The sequence below is a fragment of the Stenotrophomonas sp. YJH_SMC_29 genome (genome assembly GCF_059371235.1).
This window is the reverse complement of record NZ_JCAFUK010000005.1, coordinates 23809-45250: the sequence shown is the minus strand read 5'-3', so window position 1 is coordinate 45250 and position 21442 is coordinate 23809. Positions and strand designations below refer to the sequence as shown.

Annotated in this window: 23 protein-coding genes; 13 read left to right on the top strand and 10 right to left on the bottom strand. The window is 68.6% G+C overall.

From position 1 onward, the window contains the following. The first annotated feature begins 71 nt into the window (after positions 1-71). Complete coding sequence (locus AC5P9I_RS07340) at positions 72-1814, top strand: GGDEF domain-containing protein (RefSeq protein ID WP_164082875.1); 1743 nt, start codon at positions 72-74, stop codon at positions 1812-1814. A gap of 8 nt (positions 1815-1822) precedes the next feature. On the opposite strand, the gene AC5P9I_RS07335 is transcribed toward AC5P9I_RS07340, so the two are convergent. Both AC5P9I_RS07335 and AC5P9I_RS07330 read right to left on the bottom strand, forming a co-directional pair. Continuing rightward, positions 1823-2329, bottom strand: a complete 507-nt coding sequence (locus AC5P9I_RS07335) for a PaaI family thioesterase (RefSeq protein ID WP_049467345.1) — start codon at positions 2327-2329, stop codon at positions 1823-1825. 32 nt (positions 2330-2361) lie between these two features. After that, positions 2362-2799, bottom strand: a complete 438-nt coding sequence (locus tag AC5P9I_RS07330; protein ID WP_049467343.1) for a hypothetical protein — start codon at positions 2797-2799, stop codon at positions 2362-2364. Positions 2800-3084: 285 nt separating this feature from the next. Between AC5P9I_RS07330 and AC5P9I_RS07325 the strand changes: the two genes are divergently transcribed. From AC5P9I_RS07325 to AC5P9I_RS07300, 6 genes are all read left to right on the top strand, one after another. Continuing rightward, positions 3085-3516 carry a pyridoxamine 5'-phosphate oxidase family protein gene (locus AC5P9I_RS07325; RefSeq protein WP_064239624.1) on the top strand — a complete coding sequence of 144 codons (432 nt, stop codon included), beginning with the start codon at positions 3085-3087 and terminating at the stop codon, positions 3514-3516. 87 nt (positions 3517-3603) lie between these two features. Next, a complete protein-coding gene (locus tag AC5P9I_RS07320) occupies positions 3604-4185 on the top strand; it encodes an NMCC_0638 family (lipo)protein (protein WP_074726551.1) in 582 nt (193 codons plus the stop codon). Positions 4186-4369: 184 nt separating this feature from the next. Then, positions 4370-4837, top strand: a complete 468-nt coding sequence (locus AC5P9I_RS07315) for a DUF2975 domain-containing protein (protein WP_130768465.1) — start codon at positions 4370-4372, stop codon at positions 4835-4837. After that, positions 4837-5061, top strand: a complete 225-nt coding sequence (locus tag AC5P9I_RS07310; protein WP_057494175.1) for a helix-turn-helix domain-containing protein — start codon at positions 4837-4839, stop codon at positions 5059-5061. Before AC5P9I_RS07315 ends, AC5P9I_RS07310 begins: the two co-directional genes overlap by 1 nt. A 43-nt stretch (positions 5062-5104) precedes the next feature. Then, positions 5105-6646: a TerC family protein gene (locus AC5P9I_RS07305; protein ID WP_130768399.1), complete on the top strand. Its 1542-nt coding sequence runs from the start codon at positions 5105-5107 to the stop codon at positions 6644-6646. Between the two features lie 88 nt (positions 6647-6734). Next, the gene (locus AC5P9I_RS07300; protein ID WP_130768464.1) at positions 6735-7871 is read left to right on the top strand and encodes a metallophosphoesterase; all 1137 of its coding nucleotides are present in this window, start codon (positions 6735-6737) and stop codon (positions 7869-7871) included. 53 nt (positions 7872-7924) lie between these two features. Here the strand turns inward: AC5P9I_RS07300 and AC5P9I_RS07295 are convergent, their stop codons facing one another. The 5 genes from AC5P9I_RS07295 to AC5P9I_RS07275 all read right to left on the bottom strand — a co-directional run bounded on the left by AC5P9I_RS07295 (position 7925) and on the right by AC5P9I_RS07275 (position 11556). Further along, positions 7925-8563: a ferric reductase-like transmembrane domain-containing protein gene (locus tag AC5P9I_RS07295; RefSeq protein ID WP_103283259.1), complete on the bottom strand. Its 639-nt coding sequence runs from the start codon at positions 8561-8563 to the stop codon at positions 7925-7927. A gap of 147 nt (positions 8564-8710) precedes the next feature. Then, positions 8711-9445: an HvfC family RiPP maturation protein gene (locus tag AC5P9I_RS07290; protein ID WP_049469745.1), complete on the bottom strand. Its 735-nt coding sequence runs from the start codon at positions 9443-9445 to the stop codon at positions 8711-8713. Continuing rightward, positions 9438-10283, bottom strand: a complete 846-nt coding sequence (locus AC5P9I_RS07285) for an HvfB family MNIO-type RiPP peptide maturase (RefSeq protein WP_049469742.1) — start codon at positions 10281-10283, stop codon at positions 9438-9440. Before AC5P9I_RS07285 ends, AC5P9I_RS07290 begins: the two co-directional genes overlap by 8 nt. 56 nt (positions 10284-10339) lie before the next feature. Continuing rightward, complete coding sequence (locus AC5P9I_RS07280; protein ID WP_130768398.1) at positions 10340-10816, bottom strand: HvfA family oxazolone/thioamide-modified RiPP metallophore; 477 nt, start codon at positions 10814-10816, stop codon at positions 10340-10342. Positions 10817-10911: 95 nt separating this feature from the next. Then, the gene (locus AC5P9I_RS07275; RefSeq protein ID WP_049469733.1) at positions 10912-11556 is read right to left on the bottom strand and encodes an HvfX family Cu-binding RiPP maturation protein; all 645 of its coding nucleotides are present in this window, start codon (positions 11554-11556) and stop codon (positions 10912-10914) included. A 342-nt stretch (positions 11557-11898) separates the two neighbouring features. Between AC5P9I_RS07275 and AC5P9I_RS07270 the strand changes: the two genes are divergently transcribed. The 5 genes from AC5P9I_RS07270 to AC5P9I_RS07250 all read left to right on the top strand — a co-directional run bounded on the left by AC5P9I_RS07270 (position 11899) and on the right by AC5P9I_RS07250 (position 16797). Next, positions 11899-12693 (top strand): alpha/beta fold hydrolase, encoded by a 795-nt coding sequence (locus AC5P9I_RS07270; protein ID WP_049469731.1) that lies wholly within the window; start codon positions 11899-11901, stop codon positions 12691-12693. Between the two features lie 3 nt (positions 12694-12696). Next, a complete protein-coding gene (locus tag AC5P9I_RS07265) occupies positions 12697-13242 on the top strand; it encodes a redoxin family protein (RefSeq protein WP_049469729.1) in 546 nt (181 codons plus the stop codon). Positions 13243-13299: 57 nt separating this feature from the next. Beyond that, entirely contained in the window at positions 13300-14040 is a 741-nt protein-coding gene (locus AC5P9I_RS07260) for a response regulator (protein ID WP_053462431.1), read from the top strand. Beyond that, entirely contained in the window at positions 14037-15350 is a 1314-nt protein-coding gene (locus AC5P9I_RS07255) for a sensor histidine kinase (RefSeq protein WP_049469726.1), read from the top strand. The genes AC5P9I_RS07260 and AC5P9I_RS07255 overlap by 4 nt, the downstream gene beginning before the upstream one ends. A 187-nt stretch (positions 15351-15537) precedes the next feature. Next, positions 15538-16797 (top strand): MFS transporter, encoded by a 1260-nt coding sequence (locus AC5P9I_RS07250; RefSeq protein WP_187756751.1) that lies wholly within the window; start codon positions 15538-15540, stop codon positions 16795-16797. A 4-nt stretch (positions 16798-16801) separates the two neighbouring features. Here the strand turns inward: AC5P9I_RS07250 and AC5P9I_RS07245 are convergent, their stop codons facing one another. Further along, complete coding sequence (locus AC5P9I_RS07245; RefSeq protein ID WP_049469748.1) at positions 16802-17749, bottom strand: nucleoside hydrolase; 948 nt, start codon at positions 17747-17749, stop codon at positions 16802-16804. 151 nt (positions 17750-17900) lie between these two features. Here AC5P9I_RS07245 and AC5P9I_RS07240 point away from each other — a divergent pair, with 151 nt between their 5' ends. After that, positions 17901-18233 (top strand): hypothetical protein, encoded by a 333-nt coding sequence (locus tag AC5P9I_RS07240; protein WP_049469722.1) that lies wholly within the window; start codon positions 17901-17903, stop codon positions 18231-18233. A 992-nt stretch (positions 18234-19225) separates the two neighbouring features. Here AC5P9I_RS07240 and AC5P9I_RS07235 read toward each other — a convergent pair. Together AC5P9I_RS07235 and AC5P9I_RS07230 are read right to left on the bottom strand one after the other, a co-directional pair. After that, complete coding sequence (locus AC5P9I_RS07235; RefSeq protein WP_049441166.1) at positions 19226-19945, bottom strand: GntR family transcriptional regulator; 720 nt, start codon at positions 19943-19945, stop codon at positions 19226-19228. 56 nt (positions 19946-20001) lie between these two features. Next, complete coding sequence (locus AC5P9I_RS07230; protein WP_049465216.1) at positions 20002-21369, bottom strand: SLC13 family permease; 1368 nt, start codon at positions 21367-21369, stop codon at positions 20002-20004. Positions 21370-21442 lie beyond the last annotated feature (73 nt).

Below are 21442 nucleotides of genomic sequence, written 5' to 3'. Positions count from 1 at the left end.
GGTTGGCCCGGTAGCGGCTTGGCGCCCGCGTAGCCGGCCGCTACAGTGAGCGCACTTCAGGGGAATATTGCATGGCCCGCAAGGCGTCGCCCATTGGATTGCGGACCTGGGTCTGGATCCTGGCCGGGCTGTTCGTGGTCTGTACGCTGCCCTTGATGGCCATCGCGCTGGTGCAGGGCACGCTGCGCTTCACTGCCGCCGAGGACAATCTGGTCAGCCTGCGCCAGCTGCGGCAGACCTTTGACCTGGCCAACCGGGTGTCGGCCGAACGCGGCCCGGCCAACAGCCTGCTGGGGGCAGACCCGGCCGATGCGGACGAACAGGCACGGCTGGCAGCACAGCTGGCGGTCGCGCGCCGGCGGGTCGACGCCGCCCTGCTGCAGCTGGACACCGTGTCGAGGGCCGATCCGGACGTGGTCGGCGCGCACGGGCTGCTGGCCGACGCGCGACGTCGCCTGCACTCGGCGCGGGCCGCGGTGGACCGGGTGGCGGCACAGCCGCAGGGTGCACGCCGGGTGGAGGACGTGGAGCGCGCGATCAGCAGCATGTTCGCCGTGGTGGACCGCCTGCACGTGCTGACCTCGGCGCAGATCAACGCACTGGTCAGTGCCGACCGCGAAGCAGCGATTCCCGCGATGCAGGGCCAGGTGCTGATCGACCTGCGCGAACATGGGGGCCGCCTGGCCTCGAACGTGATGGCGCCGGTGGCGGTCCCGGGGGCATGGCGTGATGAACAGGTCCGTGCCGCATTGCAGACCGAAGGCCGCCTGCTGGAGCTGTGGCGGCTGGCCGGCAGCCATGAAGCGGTGTACCGCAGTGATCCGGGGCTGTCCTGGCATTGGGACATGGCGCGCCGGCAGTTCTTCGGCGAATCGCTGCCGATGATCGAACGGCTGATCGACGATGGCCGGCGCGGCGTGCGCCCGCCGTGGACCGCCGCCGAGTTCACCGCACGCTACGTGCCGACCCTGCAGTCGCTGGAAGCGCTGCGCGACGGTTACCTGATCGTGGCCATCGCCCGTTTCGAGCACGCCCGCAACCGTGAAGCCATGCGCCTGGTGGTGCTGGTGGCAACGGCGCTGGGTACGCTGGTGGTGCTCGGCGTGGCCCTGCGCATTGCCCACCTGCAGATCCTGCGGCCACTGCTGCAGGCGCAGAAGCAGGTGGTCCAGATCGCCTCGGACGCGCCCGGTCCGGCGCAGCACGTGACCCACCCGCTGGCCGAGATGCAGCGCCTGTTTGATGCCATCGAAGTGCTGCGCGAAAAGTCGCGGGAGCGCTCGGCCCTGACCAGCGAGCTGCGCCAGCTGGCCGGCACCGATGAACTGACCGGGTTGTTGAACCGGCGCGCGCTGGACGAGAGGGTGCAGCAGCGCCACGCTGACGGCGGCAACAGCGCGGTGGTGATCCTGCTCGACGTGGACCGTTTCAAGGCGATCAACGACGGCCATGGCCATGATGCGGGCGACCAGGTGCTGGTGCAGGTGGCGCGCCTGCTGCAACGGCACCTGCGGCGCAGCGACAGCGTTGCCCGCTACGGTGGCGAGGAGTTCCTGGTGCTGCTGGCCGATGGCGATCTGGCCGGCGGGCGCCAGCTGGCCGAATCGCTGCGCGTGGCACTACAGCAACTGGACATCGCACTGGCCGGTGGCAACGTACTGCGCGTTACCGCCAGCTTCGGTGTGGCCGAGGGCGGGACCGATGCACTGGGCTGGCGCACGCTGCTGCGCGCTGCGGACGCGGCCATGTACCGGGCCAAGGCACAGGGGCGCGACCGCGTGCGCGTGGCCGGCGGTGGCCGCAACCTGCGCTGAGCAGTGCATCAGCCGATGCGTGCATGCACGCGCCGAAGCGTCCGCGCGATCATGCGGCGCGCAATCGGCCGTGGCACCGACAGCCCGCGCCAGCGCAACGCGCCCACCCGGAAGGTGGCGCTGGCGGTGGCCAGCACCTTGCCGGTCGGATCGGTCAGCCAGCCGCGGGTGAAGGCGATGCTGCCCTTGCTGTGCTCGACTTCGCCCCAGCCGATGATCCGCCCGGGCCGCGCCGGGCTGACGAAGCTGGTCTTGGACTCCACCGTGACCGCGATGCGATTGGCCGGCAGCGTGGCGTAGATTGCCGGCCCCATGCAGTCATCGAGCATCGCAGACAGGAATCCCCCCTGCACGTTGCCCATCGGGTTGGTCAGCAGCGGGCGGGCCTCGAATTCGACCTGGATGCGGCGCCGTGCATCGTCGTAGTCGACGAAGCGCCAGCCAAGCAGGGTGCCGGCCTGGGAACGCGGCAGATCACCGTTGACCACGCGGTAGAAGATCGATTCGGGATTCATGGCGGAGCCTCGTGGGGAGGGGGGAGGGGAACTCACCGGGACAGTGACAGCACGGCCAGCACGAAGCCGAGGAGCGACAGCAGCACCACGGCCGCGCCGGTGGATACCGGGGTACGCGCACCGGTGCGTCGCCGCACGCCGGAGGCGACCAGCACCGGCGGGACGGTGGCGACCAGGCAGAACAACTGGAACGCCAGCAGCTGTGGCAGCGCGAAGTGACCGCCGAAGAAGATCAGCCAGGCCAGCATCACGCCGGCGCCGGCCAGCGCGATCCAGCCTGCCCCCACCACGCGGATGAGGGCCATCACCAGCACCTGCATGCGGGGTTCGACCGCAGCCCAGGGCAGGCCGACCGCCTGGCCGTGGTAGGGCATGAAATCGGAACGCCTCAGGTAGGCCGCGGCGAACAGCGCGACAATGACGAACGCCAGCAGGTAGCAGCCGAACGCGAGCCAAGCGAACAAGTCCATGTGGAGGCCATGCGGTTGCGGAGGAGTCGCCGCCCGCACGCCGGCGGCCATGCCGGTCGTGCGACGGGGTTGCGCGATTCTGGGGCAGCACGCCGTTAGGGACGCGTCGCGGCTTGCAGGGCCGTTCCTCCATCTGCCATTAACGCCAGTGTGGTGTTGAGGCATGCGTCACGCACGCGCCATGCGCTCTATCTCGTTTCCTGTGAAGAGGCCGCAACTGGCCATCCACGCTTCGGTCACCGCGCTGCGCAGAGGCTGGGATTCCATCCGATGAAGGACGACGTCATGACCCAGCTCACCCTGCCCGAACTGGCCAAGAAGATGGCCGGCATTGATTTCACCCTGCTGCAGACCCACGCCGGTGGAGAGATTGCCGGCCGTCCGATGAGCAACAACGGCGACGTGGACTATGACGGTGACAGCTGGTTCTTCACCACCGAAGACACCGACATGGTGAAGGAGATTGAAGCTGACCCGGCCGTTGCCCTGGGGTTTTCCGGCAGCAAATCGTTGCTGGGCAAGCCGCCGCTGTTCGTGCACGTGCAGGGCAGGGCTGCGCTGGTGCGCGATCGCGCCACGATGAGCCAGCACTGGGTGAAGGACCTGGAGCGCTGGTTCGAACAGGGCGTGGATACACCGGGGCTGGTGCTGATCCATGTGCGCGCCAGCCGCATCCACTACTGGGATGGTGAGGACGAGGGCGAGCTCACAGTCTGACCCGGCGGTGGTAGGGCAACGCAGCCGTTGCGCGCCGCGCCCGGGCTTTGCCATCCTCCCCGCTGCGTTCCGCACCGTGGAGTTCCAATGCGCCCTGCCATCTGGCTGATCCTGGCCCTGCTGCCTGCCCTGGCGGCAGCGCCGCCTGCACGCGCAGCCAAGGCCAACGCACAGCCGCAGGACTCCTTCAGCGAGTTGTTCGATACCGCCTGCATGCAGCACATCGGCGCGCCGGCGCGGTTGCAGTCGTTGATGGAATCCAACGGGCTGTCGCCGCTGCCGCCGGCCGAGGCCGCGACCCTGCTGCAGGGGCAGCCGGGCGTGGCCTGGATGGTGCCGCTGGCCAGCGGCCGTTATGCGGTCAGCTGGGCCGATGATGGCACCTGCTCGGTGTATGCGGAGAAGGCCGACGCGGCAGTGGTGCAGAAGGGTTTTGCACGACTGGTGCAGGCCGCACCGAAGCCCTTGCAGGCACGCTCGCTGCCGGGCCGTGGGCCCTTGTCGGCCGACCAGGTGGCGATCCAGTACGGCTGGGCCGCGCCGGGACAGGCCAAGCTGCAGGCGCGCTTCCGGCTGGTCACGCGGCAGGCGCCGGAGGCAGGCGTGCAGGCGATGGCCTCGGTGACGCCCGGTGAGGCGATGCGGGAGCAGAGCACGCCGGGGCCCTGATCGGAACCCCCGAGCACGGTTCAGCCTTTCACGCTGGTTGTGGTATATCGTTTATCGATAAATCCACCCGGGGCGGCGAGGCCGCTCCAATGCCGGAGGCCGCTTGACCGCTCGTCCCGCCCGCGCCAGACCGGCGCGAGGCCTGTTTACCCTGGCCCAGGCCGCCGTCCAGGCGGTGCGCGCGATGTGCTGGCTGGGCATCCTGGCCGCACTGCTGGCCGTGCCGCTGGTCGCCCACGACCGCCGCTGGCTGCTCGACAGCGTCCATGACGCCGGTGCCGCCGCCGCGCACGGCAATGACCTGTTCCTGCATTTCTGCCTGGGCCTGGGCGCAATCGTCGCGCTGCTGGTGCTGTGCCTGCTGTTCCTGCGCCATCTGCTGCGGCTGCTGAAATCGGCGGCGCGCGAGCGGCCGTTCACCCACGCCAACGCACAGCGCCTGCAGCGCATGGCCTGGCTGATGCTGGCGATGGAGCTGCTGTCGATCCTGATCGGCACCTACGCGGCCTGGATGGGCCCCGACTTCACCTGGATGGAGGTGGGCGGCGGCATGTCGATCACCGGCCTGGTGGCGGTGCTGATGCTGTTCGTGCTGGCACGCGTATTCGCTGTGGGCGCGGTGATGCGCGATGACCTCGATGGTGTCATCTGATGGCGATTGTCATCACCCTGGACCGCATGCTGCAGGAACGGGGCATGACGCTGTCCGAGCTGGCCGGGCGCATCGACATCACCTTGGCCAACCTGTCGATCCTGAAGACCGGCAAGGCGCGCGCCATCCGCTTTTCCACGCTCGATGCGATCTGCCGCGAGCTGCAGTGCGCGCCTGGCGACCTGCTCGGGCATGACCCGGCGCAGGCGCAGGACGCGGACTGAGTGGACGCCCTTTTCCCCTAACTACTGACGAAACGGACCTGAAATGGAATGGTTGGCTGACCCCTCGATCTGGATGGGCCTTGCAACCCTGGTCGTGCTGGAGATCGTTCTCGGCATCGACAACCTGGTGTTCATCGCGATCCTGGCCGACAAGCTCCCACCGCACCAGCGCGACCGCGCGCGGGTGATCGGCCTGGCGCTGGCGCTGCTGATGCGCCTGGTGCTGCTGGCTGCACTGGCCTGGATCATGAAGCTGACCGCGCCGCTGCTCACGCTGTTCGACCACAGTTTTTCCGGGCGTGACCTGATCCTGCTGGGCGGTGGCCTGTTCCTGCTGTTCAAGGGCACCATGGAGCTGCACGAACGGCTGGAAGGCCGCGAACACCACGAGGATGGCAAGAAGGTCTACGCCAGCTTCGCAATGGTGGTGGCGCAGATCGTGGTGCTCGATGCGGTGTTCTCGCTGGACTCGGTGATCACTGCCGTCGGCATGGTCGACAACCTGGGCGTGATGTATGCGGCCGTGACCATCGCCATGGCGCTGATGCTGCTGGCCAGCAAGCCGCTGACCCGCTTCGTCAACAAGCATCCCACGGTGGTGGTGCTGTGCCTGGGCTTCCTGCTGATGATCGGCTTCAGCCTGGTGGCCGAAGGGCTGGGCTACAAGATCCCGAAGGGCTACCTGTACGCAGCGATCGCCTTCTCGATCCTGGTCGAGGCGTTCAACCAGTGGGTGCGTTTCAACCGCGAGCGCAACGAGCGCCGCCTGCCGTTCCGCCAGCGCACCGCCGATGCCGTGCTGCGCATGCTCGGCGCGCGCCCGGCCAATGGCCAGGACGATGAAGGCGTGGACGCGCAGGTGGACGCTGAAGAGCGCCTGCAGCCGGCCGAACACGAGATGATCCGCAGCGTGCTGGGCCTGGCCGATCGCCCGGTGTCGAGCGTGATGACCGTGCGCGCCGACGTGCAGTGGATCGACCTGGCGCGTGGGCAGGAGGACGTCGTGGCGCGCCTGGTGGCATCGCCGCATACCCGCCTGCTGGTGGGTGAGGGTGACCTGGACAGCCTGCGTGGCGTGGTGCAGAGCCGCGATCTGCTGGCCGACCTGCTGCAGGGCAGGCCCCTGCACCTGGAAGGCAACCTGCGCGAACCGCAGTACGTGCTGTCCAGCGCCAGCGCATTGCAGGCGCTGGAGCTGATCCGCCAGCATCCGGTGCCGCTGGCCGTGGCGGTGGACGAGTACGGCAGCGTGGAAGGACTGGTGACCGCCAACGACCTGCTGGCGGCGATTGCCGGTGACCTGGTCGATACCCAGGATGAGCGCTATGGCGTGGTCGCGCAGGGCGAGGGCCAGTGGGAGGCCGACGGTGCGCTGACCCTGGACGACCTGCAGCGCCTGGCCGGCGTGTCGCTGCCGCGCAGTGCCGACTACATGACCATCTCCGGGCTGGTGCTGGAGCAGCTGGGCCGGCTGCCGGACATCGGCGATGCGGTGGAGGTGGCGGGCGTGCGCATCACCGTGCTGGCGATGGAGAAGCGCCGTATCGCCCGCCTGCGGGTGGAACGCCTCGACGGAATGGCCTGACCACCTGTTGTTGTAGAGCCGAGCCCAGGCTCGGCTCTACACAGCACGACCCGCAGCCGTCACCATGGCGGCCCGCTTTCTTTCCAGGATGGTTGCAGTGCTGAGTACGATCGGTTTGTTGATGGGCCTGTATGTGGCCTGGCGCCTGTTCTGGCCACTGCGGATGCCCACTTGGCTGAAGGTCGTGCTGTCGCTGCTGCTGGTGGGCGTAGCCGTGCAGCTGCGTATCGTCGCCACCTTCTGGGGCACGATGGCGTCGCCGGAAATTCCGAAGCTGGCCATCGCCACGCTGGCCACCGGCTCCACGGCGGTGTTGCTGCTGGCGTTGCTGATGCTGGCGATGGATGTGGGCCTGCTCGCGTCCCGCCTGCTGCGCTGGCCTCGTGCGGTCGCCGCATTGCGCACGCGGCGCTTGCGGCCGGCGGCTGGCGTGCTGGCCCTGCTGGTCAGTGGTTATGGTGTCAGCCAGGGCATGGCAGTGCCCCAGCCCCGGCAGATCGAGGTGAGCATTGCCGGGCTGCCCGCTGCGTTCGACGGCTATCGCGTGCTGCAGCTGACCGACATCCATGCCAGTCGTCTGCTGACCGGCGACTGGGTGCGCAGGGTGGTGGATGAGAGCAACGCATTGACGCCGGACCTGATCGTGATCACCGGCGACTTGATCGACGGCAGTGTCGAGGCCCGCCGTGACGACGCGCGCCCACTGGCGGATCTGCGGGCGCCGGACGGTGTCGTCGCGATCACCGGCAACCACGAGTATTACGCGCAGTACCAGGCATGGATGCAGGCGTTTCGCGCGCTGCACATGCAGGTGCTGGAGAACAGCCACCTGCAGGTGCGCCGTGGCGACGCGGCGCTGACCATTGCCGGGGTCACCGATCCGGTGGCCGCACGCTACGGCCTGCCGCTTCCGGATCTGGACGCCGCCTTGGCCGGTGCCGATCCCGCCGCGCCGGTGATCCTGCTCGATCACCGCCCGCGCAATGCACGTGCGGCACCGGCGCGCGGCGTCAAACTGCAGCTGTCCGGCCATACCCACGGCGGGCAGATCATCGGCATGGACCAACTGGTGAAGCGGGCCAATGGTGGATTCGTGTCCGGCCGCTACGACGTGGATGGGATGACGCTGTACGTGAGCAATGGTGCGGGCCTCTGGGCCGGTTTCCCGGCACGCATCGGCGTGCCGTCGGAGATCACCCTGGTGACACTGCGCCGCGCGCCGTGACCTGAAGTGGGTCAGATCCCTTTTTTGGGGGAAAGGGATCTGGCCCCGGGTCGTCACGCCGTCCGCAGCGGTGGCCGCGCATGCGCGCTTCGGCGCAGCGCCTGCGCCCGCTTGGCGATCCAGCGCACCACGAAGGCGGTGAACAGCAGTGCCGACGGCACCGCATACCAGACGTTGCCCGGCACGCGCTTGAAGTACGAGTAGGTGAACACCGCCGCGATGATCCACATGCCGGTGACGTGCAGGCGACGCCAGGCGGTGGGCCCCATGCGCCGGGCAAGCCCCCGGTGCGAGGTGATGGCCAGCGCCAGGATGGCGAGGTAGCCCACCGTGCCCGGAAGGTTGGCCAGCGCGGATCGTGCAGGCCAGAACGCCGGATTGAGGATGCCGAAACTGGTGATGGCGATTGCATGCAGCAGGTGCGAGAACGCGAAGGACAAACCGACGGTGCGCCGTTCGCGCAGCAGGAACCGGGTGAATGGGCCCGGTAGCAGGCTGGCGAACGACGATGCCGTGAACGCCGCCAGGAACAGCAGGAACGACGTGCGTGCAGTGACCCGGATCGCCGCACGGCTGCCTTCGGCTGCATCGGGATGCAGGGCGAAGGCCGCCAGCGCGAACGCGATCAGGACCACGGCGATGGCCACGAACAGGCGCCAGCCGTGCAGGAAGGGAGTATTGGATGCAGCCATGGTGAGACCTCGAAGTAGGGGGCGGGTCGTGCCGGCCGCTGGCCGGTCAAGGAACGGGTAGTGCCGGCCGCTGGCCGGTCAAGGAACGGGTAGTGCCGGCCGCTGGCCGGTCAGGGAACGGGTAGTGCCGGCCGCTGGCCGGCAACCTCAGGAAGAAGGCAATGCAACCAGCACGCCTGCCGCGCACAGTTCGTCCAGAACGGGCGCGCAGGCCACGCGCAATGCATCCGTTGCCATGCCATGTGCCTGGGACAGCGCCCGCAGTGCCGCTTCCACAGCGGCGCCGTCGTCACCAAAGACTGATAGCAGCGCGTAGGCCAGCGGCGACAGTTGCTCGACCTGCAGGCTGAAATCGGCGAGGCGCCGGATCAGCAGCAGCGTGGGCGCAGCGCTCAGCACCGACCCCGGCCCCTCGTCCTCGTGCACCGGCCACTGGTAGCCAAGCACTCTTGCCAACGGCGACACCGCCAGCACATCACTGCCCACGGCAGCGCGGCACAGCGCACGCCCGGCGTCACGCGCTTCGATGTACAGCGACTGCCGTGTGCTCTCGTAGTGCGCCAGTTCCGCCGCCCAGCCCGGCAGTGCCAGCGTGTCCTGCACCGCCAGCCAGGCCGCGAACTCGTCGGCGATCCGTGGGAACAACGGGGTCTGGCAGGTGTGGCGGGCGTAGTAGTGCTCCACCGTGTCGCGCCAGCGCGGTGTGCCCAACTGCTGTCGCAGGCGCGGCAGGCTGCCGGCCAGCAGAGTGTCCAGGCTGTCGATGCACAGGCGGCGGTATACCGCCAGCCTGCGTGCCTCGATGCCATCGGGTGCGGCCGCTGATGGGTCGCGCACATGGTCGGCCCAACGCCGTTGCAGGGTGGCCAACGACTCAGCCATGGACCACCTCCGGCCAACGTGCCTCAACCTGCACCTGGCGGATCTGCGCAACCTCGGCCAGCAGCTCGGCCAGTGGCGGGAAGTTGAAGTCGCGTTCGAGCAGCGTGGGACGCACGCCCACCCGCATGTAGGCCTCGCGCAACAGCGCCCAGACCACGCCTTTCACCGGCGCACCATGGGTATCGATCTTGAAGCCATCGTCTTCATCGAAGTGGCCCGCCACGTGCAGCGAGGCGACACGCTGGGCCGGCACGCGGGCCAGGAATTCGAAGGCGTCGTAACCGTTGTTGCAGGCGTTGACGAAGACGTTGTTGACGTCCAGCAGCAGGTCGCAGTCGGCCTCGGTGAGCACGGCGTTGATGAAGTCGATCTCGCTCATGTCCGCGCCGGGAACGGCGTAGTAGGAGATGTTCTCCACGGCGATGCGCCGCCCCAGCACGTCCTGCACCTGGGAGATGCGACCGGCGACATGGTGAACGGCCTCGGCAGTGAATGGCAGTGGCAGCAGATCGTAGACGTGGCCACCGGCGGCGCAGTAGCTCAGGTGTTCGCTGTACAGCTGTACCTGGTGCAGGTCGAGGAAGGCACGGGTCTGCGCCAGCAGGGTACGGTCCAGCGGATCAGGACCGCCCAGCGATAGTGACAGGCCGTGGCAGGTCAAGGGGTGCCGCTCGCTCAGCTGGCGCAGCGCGGCGCCATGGGCACCGCCGACGCCGATCCAGTTGTCGGGGGAGACCTCGAGGAAGTCGATGCTGCCGGCCGGTGTTGCCAGCAGTTCGTCGATCAGTCCGCGGCGCAGGCCAAGGCCGGCAGCAGTGGGGGGCAGGGGCAGGGACATGGCGGATGCTCCAGCGAGAGGGCGCCGCCCTGATGGCGGCGCCGGTTGGACGTCGATCAGTCGGCAACGCGGGCGAACAGGCCCTTGGGCATCGGCTTGCCGTTGGCGGTGTAGACGCTGCGCAGGTAGTCGTGCGCCTCCTGTTCGCTGATGTAACCGTCGTGGTCGGTGTCGATGCGGTCGAATTCGGCGGCACGCGTGGCAGCCACAGCGTTGAACTCGGCACGCGAGACCCGGCCGTCGTGGTCGCGGTCGGTGCGGGCAAACGAGGCGTCGCCGCACTTGCCTTCGCCACACTGGCCCTCGGCTACCTTGGCCTTGCCGGCGGGCTTGCCGGTGGTGGTCTTGTTGGCCCCGCACTTGCCTTCACCGCACTTGCCTTCGGCGGCGGCGCTCATGGCCACCGCGCTGATCGCCAGCGGCTGGATCGCCGCGGCCTGGCCGGCCAGCAGCAGGCCACCGGCCAGGGCGATGCCGATGGCACCGATGCGCGGCAGGCGGGAGGAAGAAGTGTTCTTGGTCGAGATGGACATGGTGGTGACTCCTTGGGAAAGCACGCGGGGCGTGCGGGATGGACGCCGCCGAAGAGGCGACGGAAAGCGAAGCGCGCGGGAACAGGGGAGTCGGCTCAGGCGGCGCGGCGACGGCGCAGCAGATGGCCCAGCAGCAGCACACCGCCGAGCAGGGCACCGCCGAAGCCGATGCCGGGCAACAGCGCGGCAACCGGCAGCAGCAGGGCGATCAGGCTGACGCCCCAACCCAGGCCGTCATTGCCTGCCGTGGCGCGGCCGGGGCCGGCCAGCAGCCGGTCCACGCTGAGTGCGCCACCGCCGTTGAGGATCAACGGCAGCAGCATGGCCAGGAACAGCAGCGGCAGCTTGAAGTTGCCGTAGCCCTGGTCGGTGATCGCATAGCCCTGCCAGAGTTCACCCAGGCCGTTCCATTGGTCGGGCCAGTGCACGGCGGCGATGGCAACGATGGTGAGCACCCAGAAGACGTAGGCCACCGAGCGCGTGGCCAGGCCGAGCAGCAGCATCACTGCACCCACCAGTTCCAGCCACGTGGCCAACTGCCAGTTCAGCGACGCGGGCAGGGTGGAGAACGGGAACGGGAAGCGGCCTTCCAGGTCGGCGAACCAGTTCTGGCCGCCCAGCTTCTCGCGGCCGGATTCAAAGAACTCCCAGGCCAGCAGCGTGCGCAGCGCCAGCGGTGACAGCCAGCGGCCGACGGCGTCCAGTCGGGGGGTATATACGGAAGAGGCGGTGCTGATCATGGTGGAGTCCTGCGAGCCAGTGGTCGATGGAGGCCATTCCAGGCGGCGCAGGTATCGGCAACGTGTGCCGTTGCCCGGGGTTTTGTCAGCGACTGTGGCCGCGCCCGGGTTTCGTACAGTCAGTTACATAGACGATGCGTTGAGCTACATCGGGACGTTGCGCGCCCGCGTGCGGGGGGCGATATCCACCCGGCAGTGCCCGGCCAGGACCGGCGCCGGAATGTATCCCACTGTAGAAACCCGCCTGCGTCCTACAGTCCGGTACAACTCCGCGCCACGGAGAAACAGCGCCGATACACCGGCAGGCGGAAATGGCCACTCCCAACACCGGAGTGCTTCCCCATGATCCGTACCTCGTTGCTCGCCGCCGCTCTCGCCCTTGCTGGCACCGCCGCCCCCGCCATCGCTGGCCAGGCCGATACCGCTGCATCGCCCACCGTCATCCTGGTGCACGGCGCGTTCGCCGATGGCTCCAGCTGGAGCAAGGTCATCAGCACGCTGCAAGACTGGAAGCTGCCAGTGGTGGCCGTGCAGAATCCGCTCACCTCGTTGGCCGACGACGTCGCCGCCACCCGCCGCGCGATTGCCGCCGCGCCCGGCAAGGTGGTGCTGGTCGGCCACAGCTGGGGTGGCACGGTCATCACCGAAGCGGGCAATGACCCGAAGGTGCAGTCGCTGGTGTACGTGGCGGCCTTCGCACCGGATGCAGGGCAATCTTCGGCGCAACAGGGCGAAGGTTTTCCGGTCGGTCCGGGCCTTGCCCGACTGCAGGAAAGGGACGGCTACCTGACGTTGCCGGCCGATGCCATCGCCCAGGACTTCGCGCCGGATGTGATGAAGAAGTCCGCCACGCTGCTGTACAGCACGCAGGTCCCGTTGAAGGCCAGCGCGCTGGGCGACGTGGTGAGCGTTGCGGCGTGGCGCAGCAAGCCGAGCTGGTACGTGCTCAGCCGCGATGACCGCATGCTGTCGCCGCAGCTGCAGGCCGCGACCGCACGTCGCATCGGTGCACAGCTGCAATCGATCGGCAGCAGCCATGTGTCGCTGCTTTCGCATCCGGCGCAGGTGGCTGACAGCATCCTGGAAGCGGCGGGAGTGAAGCCGGCGGAGCTGCCGCTGGCCGAGCAGGGGGGCTGAGCGATGACCGCGCTGCGTGCGTACGCGCTGCCGTTGCTGATGGGACTGCTGGGTGGGGCTGCGCTGTTGATGGCCTGGCCCAGCCCGGGGGCCGATGCGCAACCGGCCCAGGCCGTTCCCGCCGCCGGGTTCGATGGTGGCGGGCCCTGGCACAACAGCCCACCGCTCACACTGGAGCAGTTGCGGGGGCAGGTGGTGCTGGTCGAGTTCTGGACCTACACCTGCAGCAACTGCCTCAACGTGGCGCCGTACGTACACCAGTGGCATGCACGCTACGCGCCGCAGGGGCTGCGGGTGATCGGCGTGCATACCCCGGAGTTCGCCTATGAAGGGCTGCCTGGCAACGTGCGCAGGGCCATCACGCGGCTGGATATCACCTGGCCGGTGGTGCAGGACAACCAGTACCGGATCTGGAACACCTGGGGCAACCGCTTCTGGCCCGCGCTGTACCTGCTCGACCGGCAGGGGCGGGTGGTCTACCGCCATTACGGCGAGGGCGACTACGCACGCACTGAAACCGAGATCCAGCGCCTGCTGGCCAGCCCCTGAGCCGCGCTACCATGGCCGCGCAGCGCGGCCCTGACCTCCGTCTTCATCGAGAACGCAATGAACCACGTACCGCATATCCTGGTCGTCGACGATGACAGCGAGATCCGCCAGATGCTGGCCGATTACCTGCAACGCAACGGCCTGCGCGTGAGCCAGGCCGACGGTGGCCGGGCCATGCGCGCGCTGATGGATACCCATGCCGTGGATCTGGTGGTGCTGGACGTGATGATGCCGGGCGAGGACGGCCTGAGCCTGTGCCGCAACCTGCGCGCCGGCAAGCATCGCGCCGTGCCGGTGGTGCTGCTGACCGCCCGCGACGACGAAACCGACCGCATCATCGGGCTGGAAATGGGCGCTGACGACTACGTGACCAAACCGTTCTCTTCGCGCGAACTGCTGGCACGCATCACTGCGGTGATCCGCCGTACCCGGATGTTGCCGCCGAATCTGCAGGTGAGCGAAGCCGGTCGCCAGCTGGCCTTCGGCGAGTGGCGCCTGGATACCACCGCACGCCATCTGCTGGATGCGCAGGACACCGCATATCCACTCAGTGGCGCCGAGTTCCGCCTGTTGCGCGTGTTCCTCGACCACGCCAATCGGGTGCTCAGCCGCGACCAGCTGCTCAGCCTCACCCAGGGTCGCGATGCCGAACTGTTCGATCGCTCGATCGACCTGCTGGTCAGCCGCGTGCGCCAGCGCCTGGGGGATGACGCGCGCGAGCCGACCTACATCAAGACCGTGCGCAGCGAAGGCTATGTGTTCAGCGTGCCGGTGCAGTTGCTGGGGCCGGACGAATGAACACCGCCGCACGCCGCCCACGCTGGCCGCGCACGCTGTCGGCGCGGCTGCTGCTGGTGCTGCTGGGCGGACTGGCGCTGGCCCACGCACTGTCGTTCGGCCTGCTGTTCTTCGAACGCGACCAGTCCACCCGCAGCATGATGCTGCGCAACCTCGACGAGGATGTGGCCGTGAGCGTCGCGTTGCTGGAACACCTGCCCGCAGACCAGCGCGCGGCCTGGGTGCCCCGGCTGGAGCGGCGCACCTACCGTTACCTGCTGCGCCCGGCTGCGGCCGGACCCGGGCTGCAGACCGATCGCGCGCACCAGGTCACCACGGTCATCGATGACAGCCTGCAGCACCGCTATCCGTTGCAGGCGCGCCAGGTGGCTCGCCTGCCGGAGCGGTTCGAGGTGGAACTGCGCCTGCACGACGGCACCCCCGTGACCATTGAAGTCACGCCGTCGGGGCTGCCGCTGGCGCGTTGGTTGCCCGCCGTGCTGCTGGTGCAGCTGGCGCTGCTGCTGGTGTGCGCGTGGCTGGCAGTGCGCCTGGCCATGCGGCCGCTGCAGCAGCTGTCGCATGCGGTGGAGCATCTGCAGCCGGGCAAGGACGGGCCGGCACTGCCTGAAGATGGCCCTGCGGAAGTGGGCGGCGCGGCGGCCGCGCTCAACGCACTGCAGGCACGCATTCGTGGCCATGTCAGTGAGCGCCTGCAGATCCTGGCCGCGATCTCGCATGACCTGCAGACCCCCATCACGCGCATGAAGCTGCGGGTGGAGGCCCTGCCTGAAGACAGCACCCAGCAGCGCCTGCTGGTCGACCTGGACCACCTGGGGCAACTGGTGCGTGAGGGCGTGGCCTATGCGCGCAGCAGCCACGTCGCCAGTGGCGCGCCAGTGGCGATGGACCTGGGCGCATTCCTGGCCAGTGTCGTCGGCGACTACGAGGACATGGGCAAGCCGGTCAGTGGTGGTGCGCTCGCTGGACTGGTCGTGCAGACCTGGCCGCAGCCGCTGCGCCGGGTGGTCGGCAATCTGGTCGACAACGCGTTGCGTTACGCCGGTGCCGCCGAGATTGAGGCCGGCCGTGATGACGCCGGCAGAGTGTGGATCAGCATTTCCGACCGTGGCCCTGGCATTCCCGAGGACCAGCTGCAGGCAGTGCTGGCGCCGTTCCATCGGCTGGAAAGCTCGCGCAACCGCGATACCGGTGGCACTGGCCTGGGCTTGGCCATCGCGGTGCAGCTGGCGCAGTCGCTGGGCGGCTCGCTGCAGCTGTACAACCGGGAGGGCGGCGGGCTGCGGGCGGAATTGCAGTTGCCGGGCTGAGTTGCTCGGTCCTTGGGTTCGCGGGCAGGCGCACGCCTGCTTCCGCTTCGACGACGAGGGCGTCACCGGCCATGAAGTCCAGTACATGCCGGCAATGGATGGCCGATGACCGGTATTTCACCCCGTCCGTGCCACGCTGCATGCAACGTGCCCAACCGGGATCGAAGCTGTTGAAGGCGAAGAGGCAATGACCGCGGCGCGGCAGCGCTCGATGTGGGTGGCGGGCCTGTCCACGGTGGTGGAGTGGTACGACTTCACCCTGTACCTGTATTTCGCCACGGTGTTGTCGCGGGTGTTCTTCGGTGGCGGCGAACAGGCCCTGCTGGTCACCCTGGCTGGCTTCGCCGTGTCCTACCTGATGCGCCCCTTGGGCGCGCTGTGTTTTGGCCACCTGGGTGACCGGCTTGGCCGGCGCTGGATGCTGCTGGCCTCGATGGCGTTGATGGCTGCGGCGATGCTGGTCACCGCGCTGCTGCCGACCGCGGCCACCGCAGGCACCCTGGCGGGCGTGCTGCTGCTGGTACTGCGCTGCGTGATGGCGTTCTCGGTGGGCGGCGAATACACCGGTGTCGTGGCGTACCTGCTGGAAAGCGCACCGGCGCGACGGCGGGGCCTGGTGACCTCGCTGGCCTCGGCGGCCAGTGAGGTGGGCGCGCTGCTGGCGGTAGCGATCTCCGCGTTGACCGTGGCGCTGCTGCCCACCGCGCAGCTGGACAGCTGGGGCTGGCGCATTCCGTTCTTCGTCGGCGCGGCGCTGGCCCTGGTGATCCTGGTTGCGCGCTCGGGCATGCACGAATCGCCCGAGTTCGAACGCCAGCGGCGCGAGGGCAGCATCCCGGCCACGCCGCTTCGGCACGTGCTGCGCAACCATCCGCTGGCGGTGGCGCGCACCTTTGCGATCTCCGCCTTGGGATCGATCACCTACTACGTGGGCATCACCTACGTACCGGCCTTCCTGCATGCGCGCGGCCACGATGAGGGCGATGCCCTGTGGCTGTCGACGATCGCGGCGGTCGCGGTCATCGCCATCACACCGTTGTGTGGCGCGTTGTCCGACCGGGTCGGACGACGGCCGATGTTGTTGGGCCTGACCGCGCTGGCGGCGCTGCTGCCGCTGTCCCTGTTCGCGTGGATGGCACAGGCGCCGCCGCTGGGCATCGCGTTGGCTGCGGTGCTGCTGGCCTGCGTGGCCGGCGGCGTAAGCGCGGTGGCGGCACCGGCCACGGCCGAGCAGTTTCCCGGGGAAGGCCGGGTCAGCGGTCTGGCGCTGGGCGTAACCATGGCCACGGCGGTGTTCGGCGGTGCGACGCCGTGGCTGGCGCAATGGTGGGTGGAACGCAGCGGCTGGGTAGCAGCGCCAGGCGCGATGATCGCGCTGGTGGCGGTGCTGGTGCTGCCGGTGCTGTGGACCCTGCCCGAGACGGTCCCGGGCAGGGCCAAGCGCTAGCGGGTCAGACCTTGAGGGTCTGCTCGATGTCGGCCAGTACCGCGGCCGCATCCACGCCGATGGCGATCGACTGCACCACGTGGCCGTCCCACACGCTGGGACCGAATGCCAGGCCTTCCGGCTTGGGAATGGTCATGCCGCGGGCAACGCCGTCGGTGGCCACGCGCACGCTGGCGCGTTCGAACTGGAACAGCTCCGGTCGGGTCAGCGCGATGCAGGCGCAGCAGTCGTGCACGACCATGCCCTTGTGGCCAGCCTGCAGGTAGAAGTCCACGTAGTCCTGCGACAGCGCGCGCACCAGTTCGGCATCGGCACCGCCGATCGCAGCCAGCGTATCCAGGCCGTCACGGTCCATTTCCACGCGGGTGGTCACGTCCAGGCCGATCGCGGTGACCGGCCAGCTGGCGGTGAACACCACGTCGGCCGCTTCGGCGTCACCCCAGATGTTGGCCTCGGCGGCCGGGGTGATGTTGCCGTTGACATGGAAGGCGCCGCCCATGATCACCACGCCGCGCACCAGGCCGGCGATGTCCGGGGCCTGCTGCAGCGCCAGCGCCAGGTTGGTCATGCGGCCGACCGCGACCAGGGTCACTTCGCCCGGATGGGCGCGGACCAGATCGATGATCAGCTGATGGGCCGGGCGCGCATCGGCGGCCACGTCCAGATGGGCCGGCACCGGATGGTTGCCCAGGCCGTTGTGGCCATGGATGTGCACCGGCCAGGCTTCCGGGGTGGCCTCCGGCTGCAGCGGGCCTTCGGCGCCGCGTGCGACCGGAGCGGCAAAGCCCCAGGCCTGCTTGAGGTACAGCGCATTGTGCGTGGTCGACTCCACCGAGGCATTGCCGAAGCTGGTGGTGACGCCGATCAGGTCAATCTGGGCGTGCTTGTGCAGGTACAGCAGGGCCAGGGCGTCGTCGACGCCCGGGTCGGTATCGAAAATGACTTTCAGCATGTTGTTGTTCTTCTTCTTCCGTGTGGTGCGGGGGGCGCCGGCGGCCCGCAGGCAGGCCGGCGCGCCCTGCATTGTCCCATCTTCATGACGGGCAGGGCCATTGCCGGAGGGGCAGGCCATAATGCACGCAGTCCAGGCACGGAGTCGCCGAATGCTGATCGTTGCCCTTCTGCTGGTGCTGCTGGTGCTGGGCCTGAACGTGGTGGCCACCGTGGTGATCGCCAGGCGCGATGGCCTGTCGGCGGGCGGCCGGACCGTGCAGTTGCTGCTGGTCTGGCTGCTGCCGGCGGTCGGCGCGATCCTGTGCATGGCGGTGGCCACGGCCGACGGCTCCGGGATCCGGGGCGACAACAGTCTCGGCGGTGGCTACGATCACGCGGGCGGCTACTCCGGCGACGGCGCCAGCCAGCACAGCCACGGCAGCCCGGACTGCGGCAGCGACGGTGGCAGCGGCGACGGCGGCAGCTGCGGTGGTGGCGATTGACGAGACGTTACGGGATGCCGGCCAGCGGCCGGCACTACCCAACCACGGCCACGTCCGGTAGTGCCGGCCGCTGGCCGGCAACCACATCCGCTCAGCCGCCACCTTCGGCCGGCAAGCGCCCCCGGCACGTTCGACAGCCCAACCAAGCCCACGTCCGGTAGTGCCGGCCGCTGGCCGGCAACCTCTTCCGCTCAGCCGCCACCTTCGGCGGGCAAGCGCCCCCGGCACGTTCAATAGCCCAACCAAGGTCCCGTCCGGTAGTGCCGGCCGCTGGCCGGCAACCACATCCGCTCAGCCGCCGCCTTCGGCGGGCAAGCGCCCCCGGCACGTTCGACAGCCCAACCAAGCTCACGTCCGGTAGTGCCGGCCGCTGGCCGGCAACCACATCCCCTCAGCCGCCACCTTCGGCGGGCAAGCGCCCCGGCACGTTCAACAGCCCAACCAAGGTCACGTCCGGGAGTGCCGGCCGCTGGCCGGCAACCACTTCCCCTCAGCCGCCACCTCCGGCGGGCAAGCGCCCCCGGCACGTTCAACAGCCCAGCCAAGGCCCCGTCCCGGTAGTGCCGGCCGCTGGCCGGCAACCTCTTCCGCTCAGCCGCCACCTTCGGCGGGCAAGCGCCCCCGGCACGTTCAACAGCCCAACCAAGGTCCCGTCCGGTAGTGCCGGCCGCTGGCCGGCAACCAATTCCCCTCAGCCGCCGCCTTCGGCGGGCAAGCGCCCCCGACACGTTCAATAGCCCAACCAAGCTCACGTCCGGTAGTGCCGGCCGCTGGCCGGCAACCACATCCCCTCAGCCGCCACCTCCGGCGGGCAAGCGCCCCCGGCACGTTCAATAGCCCAACCAAGGTCCCGTCCGGTAGTGCCGGCCGCTGGCCGGCAACCACATCCCCTCAGCCGCCACCTCCGGCGGGCAAGCGCCCACGGCACGTTAGACAGCCCAACCAAGGCCCCGTCCCGGTAGTGCCGGCCGCTGGCCGGCAACCACATCCGCTCAGCCGCCGCCTTCGGTGGGCAAGGGCGCTGGTACGTTCAACAGCCCGCCTGCCGCCACATAGGCGGCCAGGGCCTGGCCCTGGCTGAGCAGGTGGCGTTCCATGGTGCGTTCGGCGGCCTGCGCGTCGCGGCGACGGAAGCACTCCATCAGCTCGCGGTGCTCGGCCAGCGATTGCGCGGTGCGCCCCGGGGTCAGCAGCTGGCGGCCGCGATGCATCTTCAGGATGCGGTGCAGGTCGTGGGTGATGCGGATCAGCCACGGATTGCCGGCGTAATGCTGCACGGTTTCGTGGATCAGGTAGTTGTTGCGGTAGTACTCGGCGATGTTGCCCTCGGCCGCCGCTGCTTCCATCGCCGCATGCAGGGCCTCCAGCTGTTGCACGCCGGCATCGTCGATGTGCCTGACCGCCTCGTGGGCGCAACGGCCTTCCAGCATGGCCATCACCGGGAACAGCTGGTTGAGGTCTTCCAGCGTCAGCCGGGTGACCCGGCTGCCACGACCGGCATCGATCTGTACCAGGCCTTCGGCTGCCAGCAGCTTCAACGCCTCGCGCAGGGGCGTACGGCTGATACCCAGTTCTTCGCACAGCGCGGGCTCGTCGATCCACTCGCCCGGCGGCAACCGGTAGTCATAGATGCGCTCGCGCACGTGTTCGGCCACCTCTTCGTACAGAGGCGCGCGCTTCTTCGGTGACCGCGGGGCAGGGGCAATGGCCATGCGCAGAGTGTAACGCCAGGTCGCGCCGGCCAGCGGCCGGCACGACCCGATGGCAGTTACATCCAGCCCGGCACCACGAACACCAGCCAGGCCAGCAACGGCCCCAGCGCCACCACCAGGCCGCTGTACACCAGGAAGCGACGGAACAGGCTCTCGCGCTCTTCCTTGGCTGCCGAAGCCACCACCAGTGCGCCATTGGTGGAGAACGGGCTGACATCGACGATGGTGGACGACACCGCCAGCGCGCAGATCACCCCAGCGGCGCTGAGGTGACCCTGCATCAGGAACGGCACGGCCAATGGAATCGTTGCGCCGAGCACCGCGGCCGACGAGGCGAATGCGGAGACGATGCCGCCGACGTAGCAGACCAGAAGTGCACCGAGCAGCGGGATGCCGATGTCGGAGACGCCGTTGCCGATGAAGTCCACCGCGCCGGCATGTTCCAGCACGCCGATGTAGGTCACCACGCCGCAGATCAGCAGCACGGTGGACCAGCTGATGCCGTCGACCGCGCCCTTCTGGCTCTGCGGCGACAGCAGCGCCAGCGCCACCGCCACGGTGATCGAGACCAGGCCGACGTTGAGGTTGTAGATCAGCGCGGCCACGCCCAGGCCGAGCAGGCCGATCAGGGTGAACAACCGCTCGCGGGTCAGGCTGACCGCATCCAGTGCCGCCGGATCGTTGGACAGGGTGCCGCCGCCCGCCGCGACCAGCGCGCCATGGCCTTCGATCGCGAACTGGCGCGATGACGCCTGCGGGCCACCGGCCATCGCCAGTTCCGCACTGCCGATCGTTCCTGCTGCGGTGATCGAGCCACGACGCAGCAGGGCGATGCCACCGAAAGCGAAGAAGCAGATCGTCGCCATCATGAAGTTGAAGCCCAGGCTGGTCAGGAACACCGCCATCTCGGTCACTTCCAGCCCGGCTTTCTGCACCACGCCATTGGTGATGCTGCCGTACACGCTGATGGGCGAGAAGCCGCCGGCCTGCGCACCATGGATGACCAGCAGGCCCATCATCAGTGGATTGATGTTGTACTGCTTGGCAAAGCGCAGGGCGACCGGGCCGATGATCGCGACCGCCGCCGGGCCCAGCGCGCCGAACGCGGTGAGGACCGCGGTGATCACGAACATCACCCACGGAATGGCCACGATATGGCCGCGCACCGCTTTCACTGCCCAGTGCACCAGCAGGTCGATGGTGCCGTTCTTCTGCGCGATGGCGAACAGGTAGGTGATGCCGACCAGGGTCAGGAACAGATCGCCGGGAAAGCCGGCCAGGACCTCCTTGCCGCCCATGTCGACCCACAGCCCGCCGATGATGAAGGCCAGCGCGAAGGCGACGGCCCCCATGTTGATCGGCATCGCCGTGGCGACGATGAACATGATCACCAGACCGATGATCGTTGCGATTTGTGGACTCATGCGCCCTCCCAGACACGTGACTCACGTACAGCGCGGATGGAGACCCGCCATCCCCGGGGTAAGGCGACGTACA

Excerpts from the sequence above, each read along its gene's own strand:
- AC5P9I_RS07340 (WP_164082875.1), top strand. The coding sequence starts at position 72 with ATGGCCCGCAAGGCGTCGCCCATTGGATTGCGGACCTGGGTCTGGATC.
- AC5P9I_RS07335 (WP_049467345.1), bottom strand. The coding sequence starts at position 2,329 with ATGAATCCCGAATCGATCTTCTACCGCGTGGTCAACGGTGATCTGCCG.
- AC5P9I_RS07330 (WP_049467343.1), bottom strand. The coding sequence starts at position 2,799 with ATGGACTTGTTCGCTTGGCTCGCGTTCGGCTGCTACCTGCTGGCGTTC.
- AC5P9I_RS07325 (WP_064239624.1), top strand. The coding sequence starts at position 3,085 with ATGACCCAGCTCACCCTGCCCGAACTGGCCAAGAAGATGGCCGGCATT.
- AC5P9I_RS07320 (WP_074726551.1), top strand. The coding sequence starts at position 3,604 with ATGCGCCCTGCCATCTGGCTGATCCTGGCCCTGCTGCCTGCCCTGGCG.
- AC5P9I_RS07315 (WP_130768465.1), top strand. The coding sequence starts at position 4,370 with ATGTGCTGGCTGGGCATCCTGGCCGCACTGCTGGCCGTGCCGCTGGTC.
- AC5P9I_RS07310 (WP_057494175.1), top strand. The coding sequence starts at position 4,837 with ATGGCGATTGTCATCACCCTGGACCGCATGCTGCAGGAACGGGGCATG.
- AC5P9I_RS07305 (WP_130768399.1), top strand. The coding sequence starts at position 5,105 with ATGGAATGGTTGGCTGACCCCTCGATCTGGATGGGCCTTGCAACCCTG.
- AC5P9I_RS07300 (WP_130768464.1), top strand. The coding sequence starts at position 6,735 with ATGGTTGCAGTGCTGAGTACGATCGGTTTGTTGATGGGCCTGTATGTG.
- AC5P9I_RS07295 (WP_103283259.1), bottom strand. The coding sequence starts at position 8,563 with ATGGCTGCATCCAATACTCCCTTCCTGCACGGCTGGCGCCTGTTCGTG.
- AC5P9I_RS07290 (WP_049469745.1), bottom strand. The coding sequence starts at position 9,445 with ATGGCTGAGTCGTTGGCCACCCTGCAACGGCGTTGGGCCGACCATGTG.
- AC5P9I_RS07285 (WP_049469742.1), bottom strand. The coding sequence starts at position 10,283 with ATGTCCCTGCCCCTGCCCCCCACTGCTGCCGGCCTTGGCCTGCGCCGC.
- AC5P9I_RS07280 (WP_130768398.1), bottom strand. The coding sequence starts at position 10,816 with ATGTCCATCTCGACCAAGAACACTTCTTCCTCCCGCCTGCCGCGCATC.
- AC5P9I_RS07275 (WP_049469733.1), bottom strand. The coding sequence starts at position 11,556 with ATGATCAGCACCGCCTCTTCCGTATATACCCCCCGACTGGACGCCGTC.
- AC5P9I_RS07270 (WP_049469731.1), top strand. The coding sequence starts at position 11,899 with ATGATCCGTACCTCGTTGCTCGCCGCCGCTCTCGCCCTTGCTGGCACC.
- AC5P9I_RS07265 (WP_049469729.1), top strand. The coding sequence starts at position 12,697 with ATGACCGCGCTGCGTGCGTACGCGCTGCCGTTGCTGATGGGACTGCTG.
- AC5P9I_RS07260 (WP_053462431.1), top strand. The coding sequence starts at position 13,300 with ATGAACCACGTACCGCATATCCTGGTCGTCGACGATGACAGCGAGATC.
- AC5P9I_RS07255 (WP_049469726.1), top strand. The coding sequence starts at position 14,037 with ATGAACACCGCCGCACGCCGCCCACGCTGGCCGCGCACGCTGTCGGCG.
- AC5P9I_RS07250 (WP_187756751.1), top strand. The coding sequence starts at position 15,538 with ATGACCGCGGCGCGGCAGCGCTCGATGTGGGTGGCGGGCCTGTCCACG.
- AC5P9I_RS07245 (WP_049469748.1), bottom strand. The coding sequence starts at position 17,749 with ATGCTGAAAGTCATTTTCGATACCGACCCGGGCGTCGACGACGCCCTG.
- AC5P9I_RS07240 (WP_049469722.1), top strand. The coding sequence starts at position 17,901 with ATGCTGATCGTTGCCCTTCTGCTGGTGCTGCTGGTGCTGGGCCTGAAC.
- AC5P9I_RS07235 (WP_049441166.1), bottom strand. The coding sequence starts at position 19,945 with ATGGCCATTGCCCCTGCCCCGCGGTCACCGAAGAAGCGCGCGCCTCTG.
- AC5P9I_RS07230 (WP_049465216.1), bottom strand. The coding sequence starts at position 21,369 with ATGAGTCCACAAATCGCAACGATCATCGGTCTGGTGATCATGTTCATC.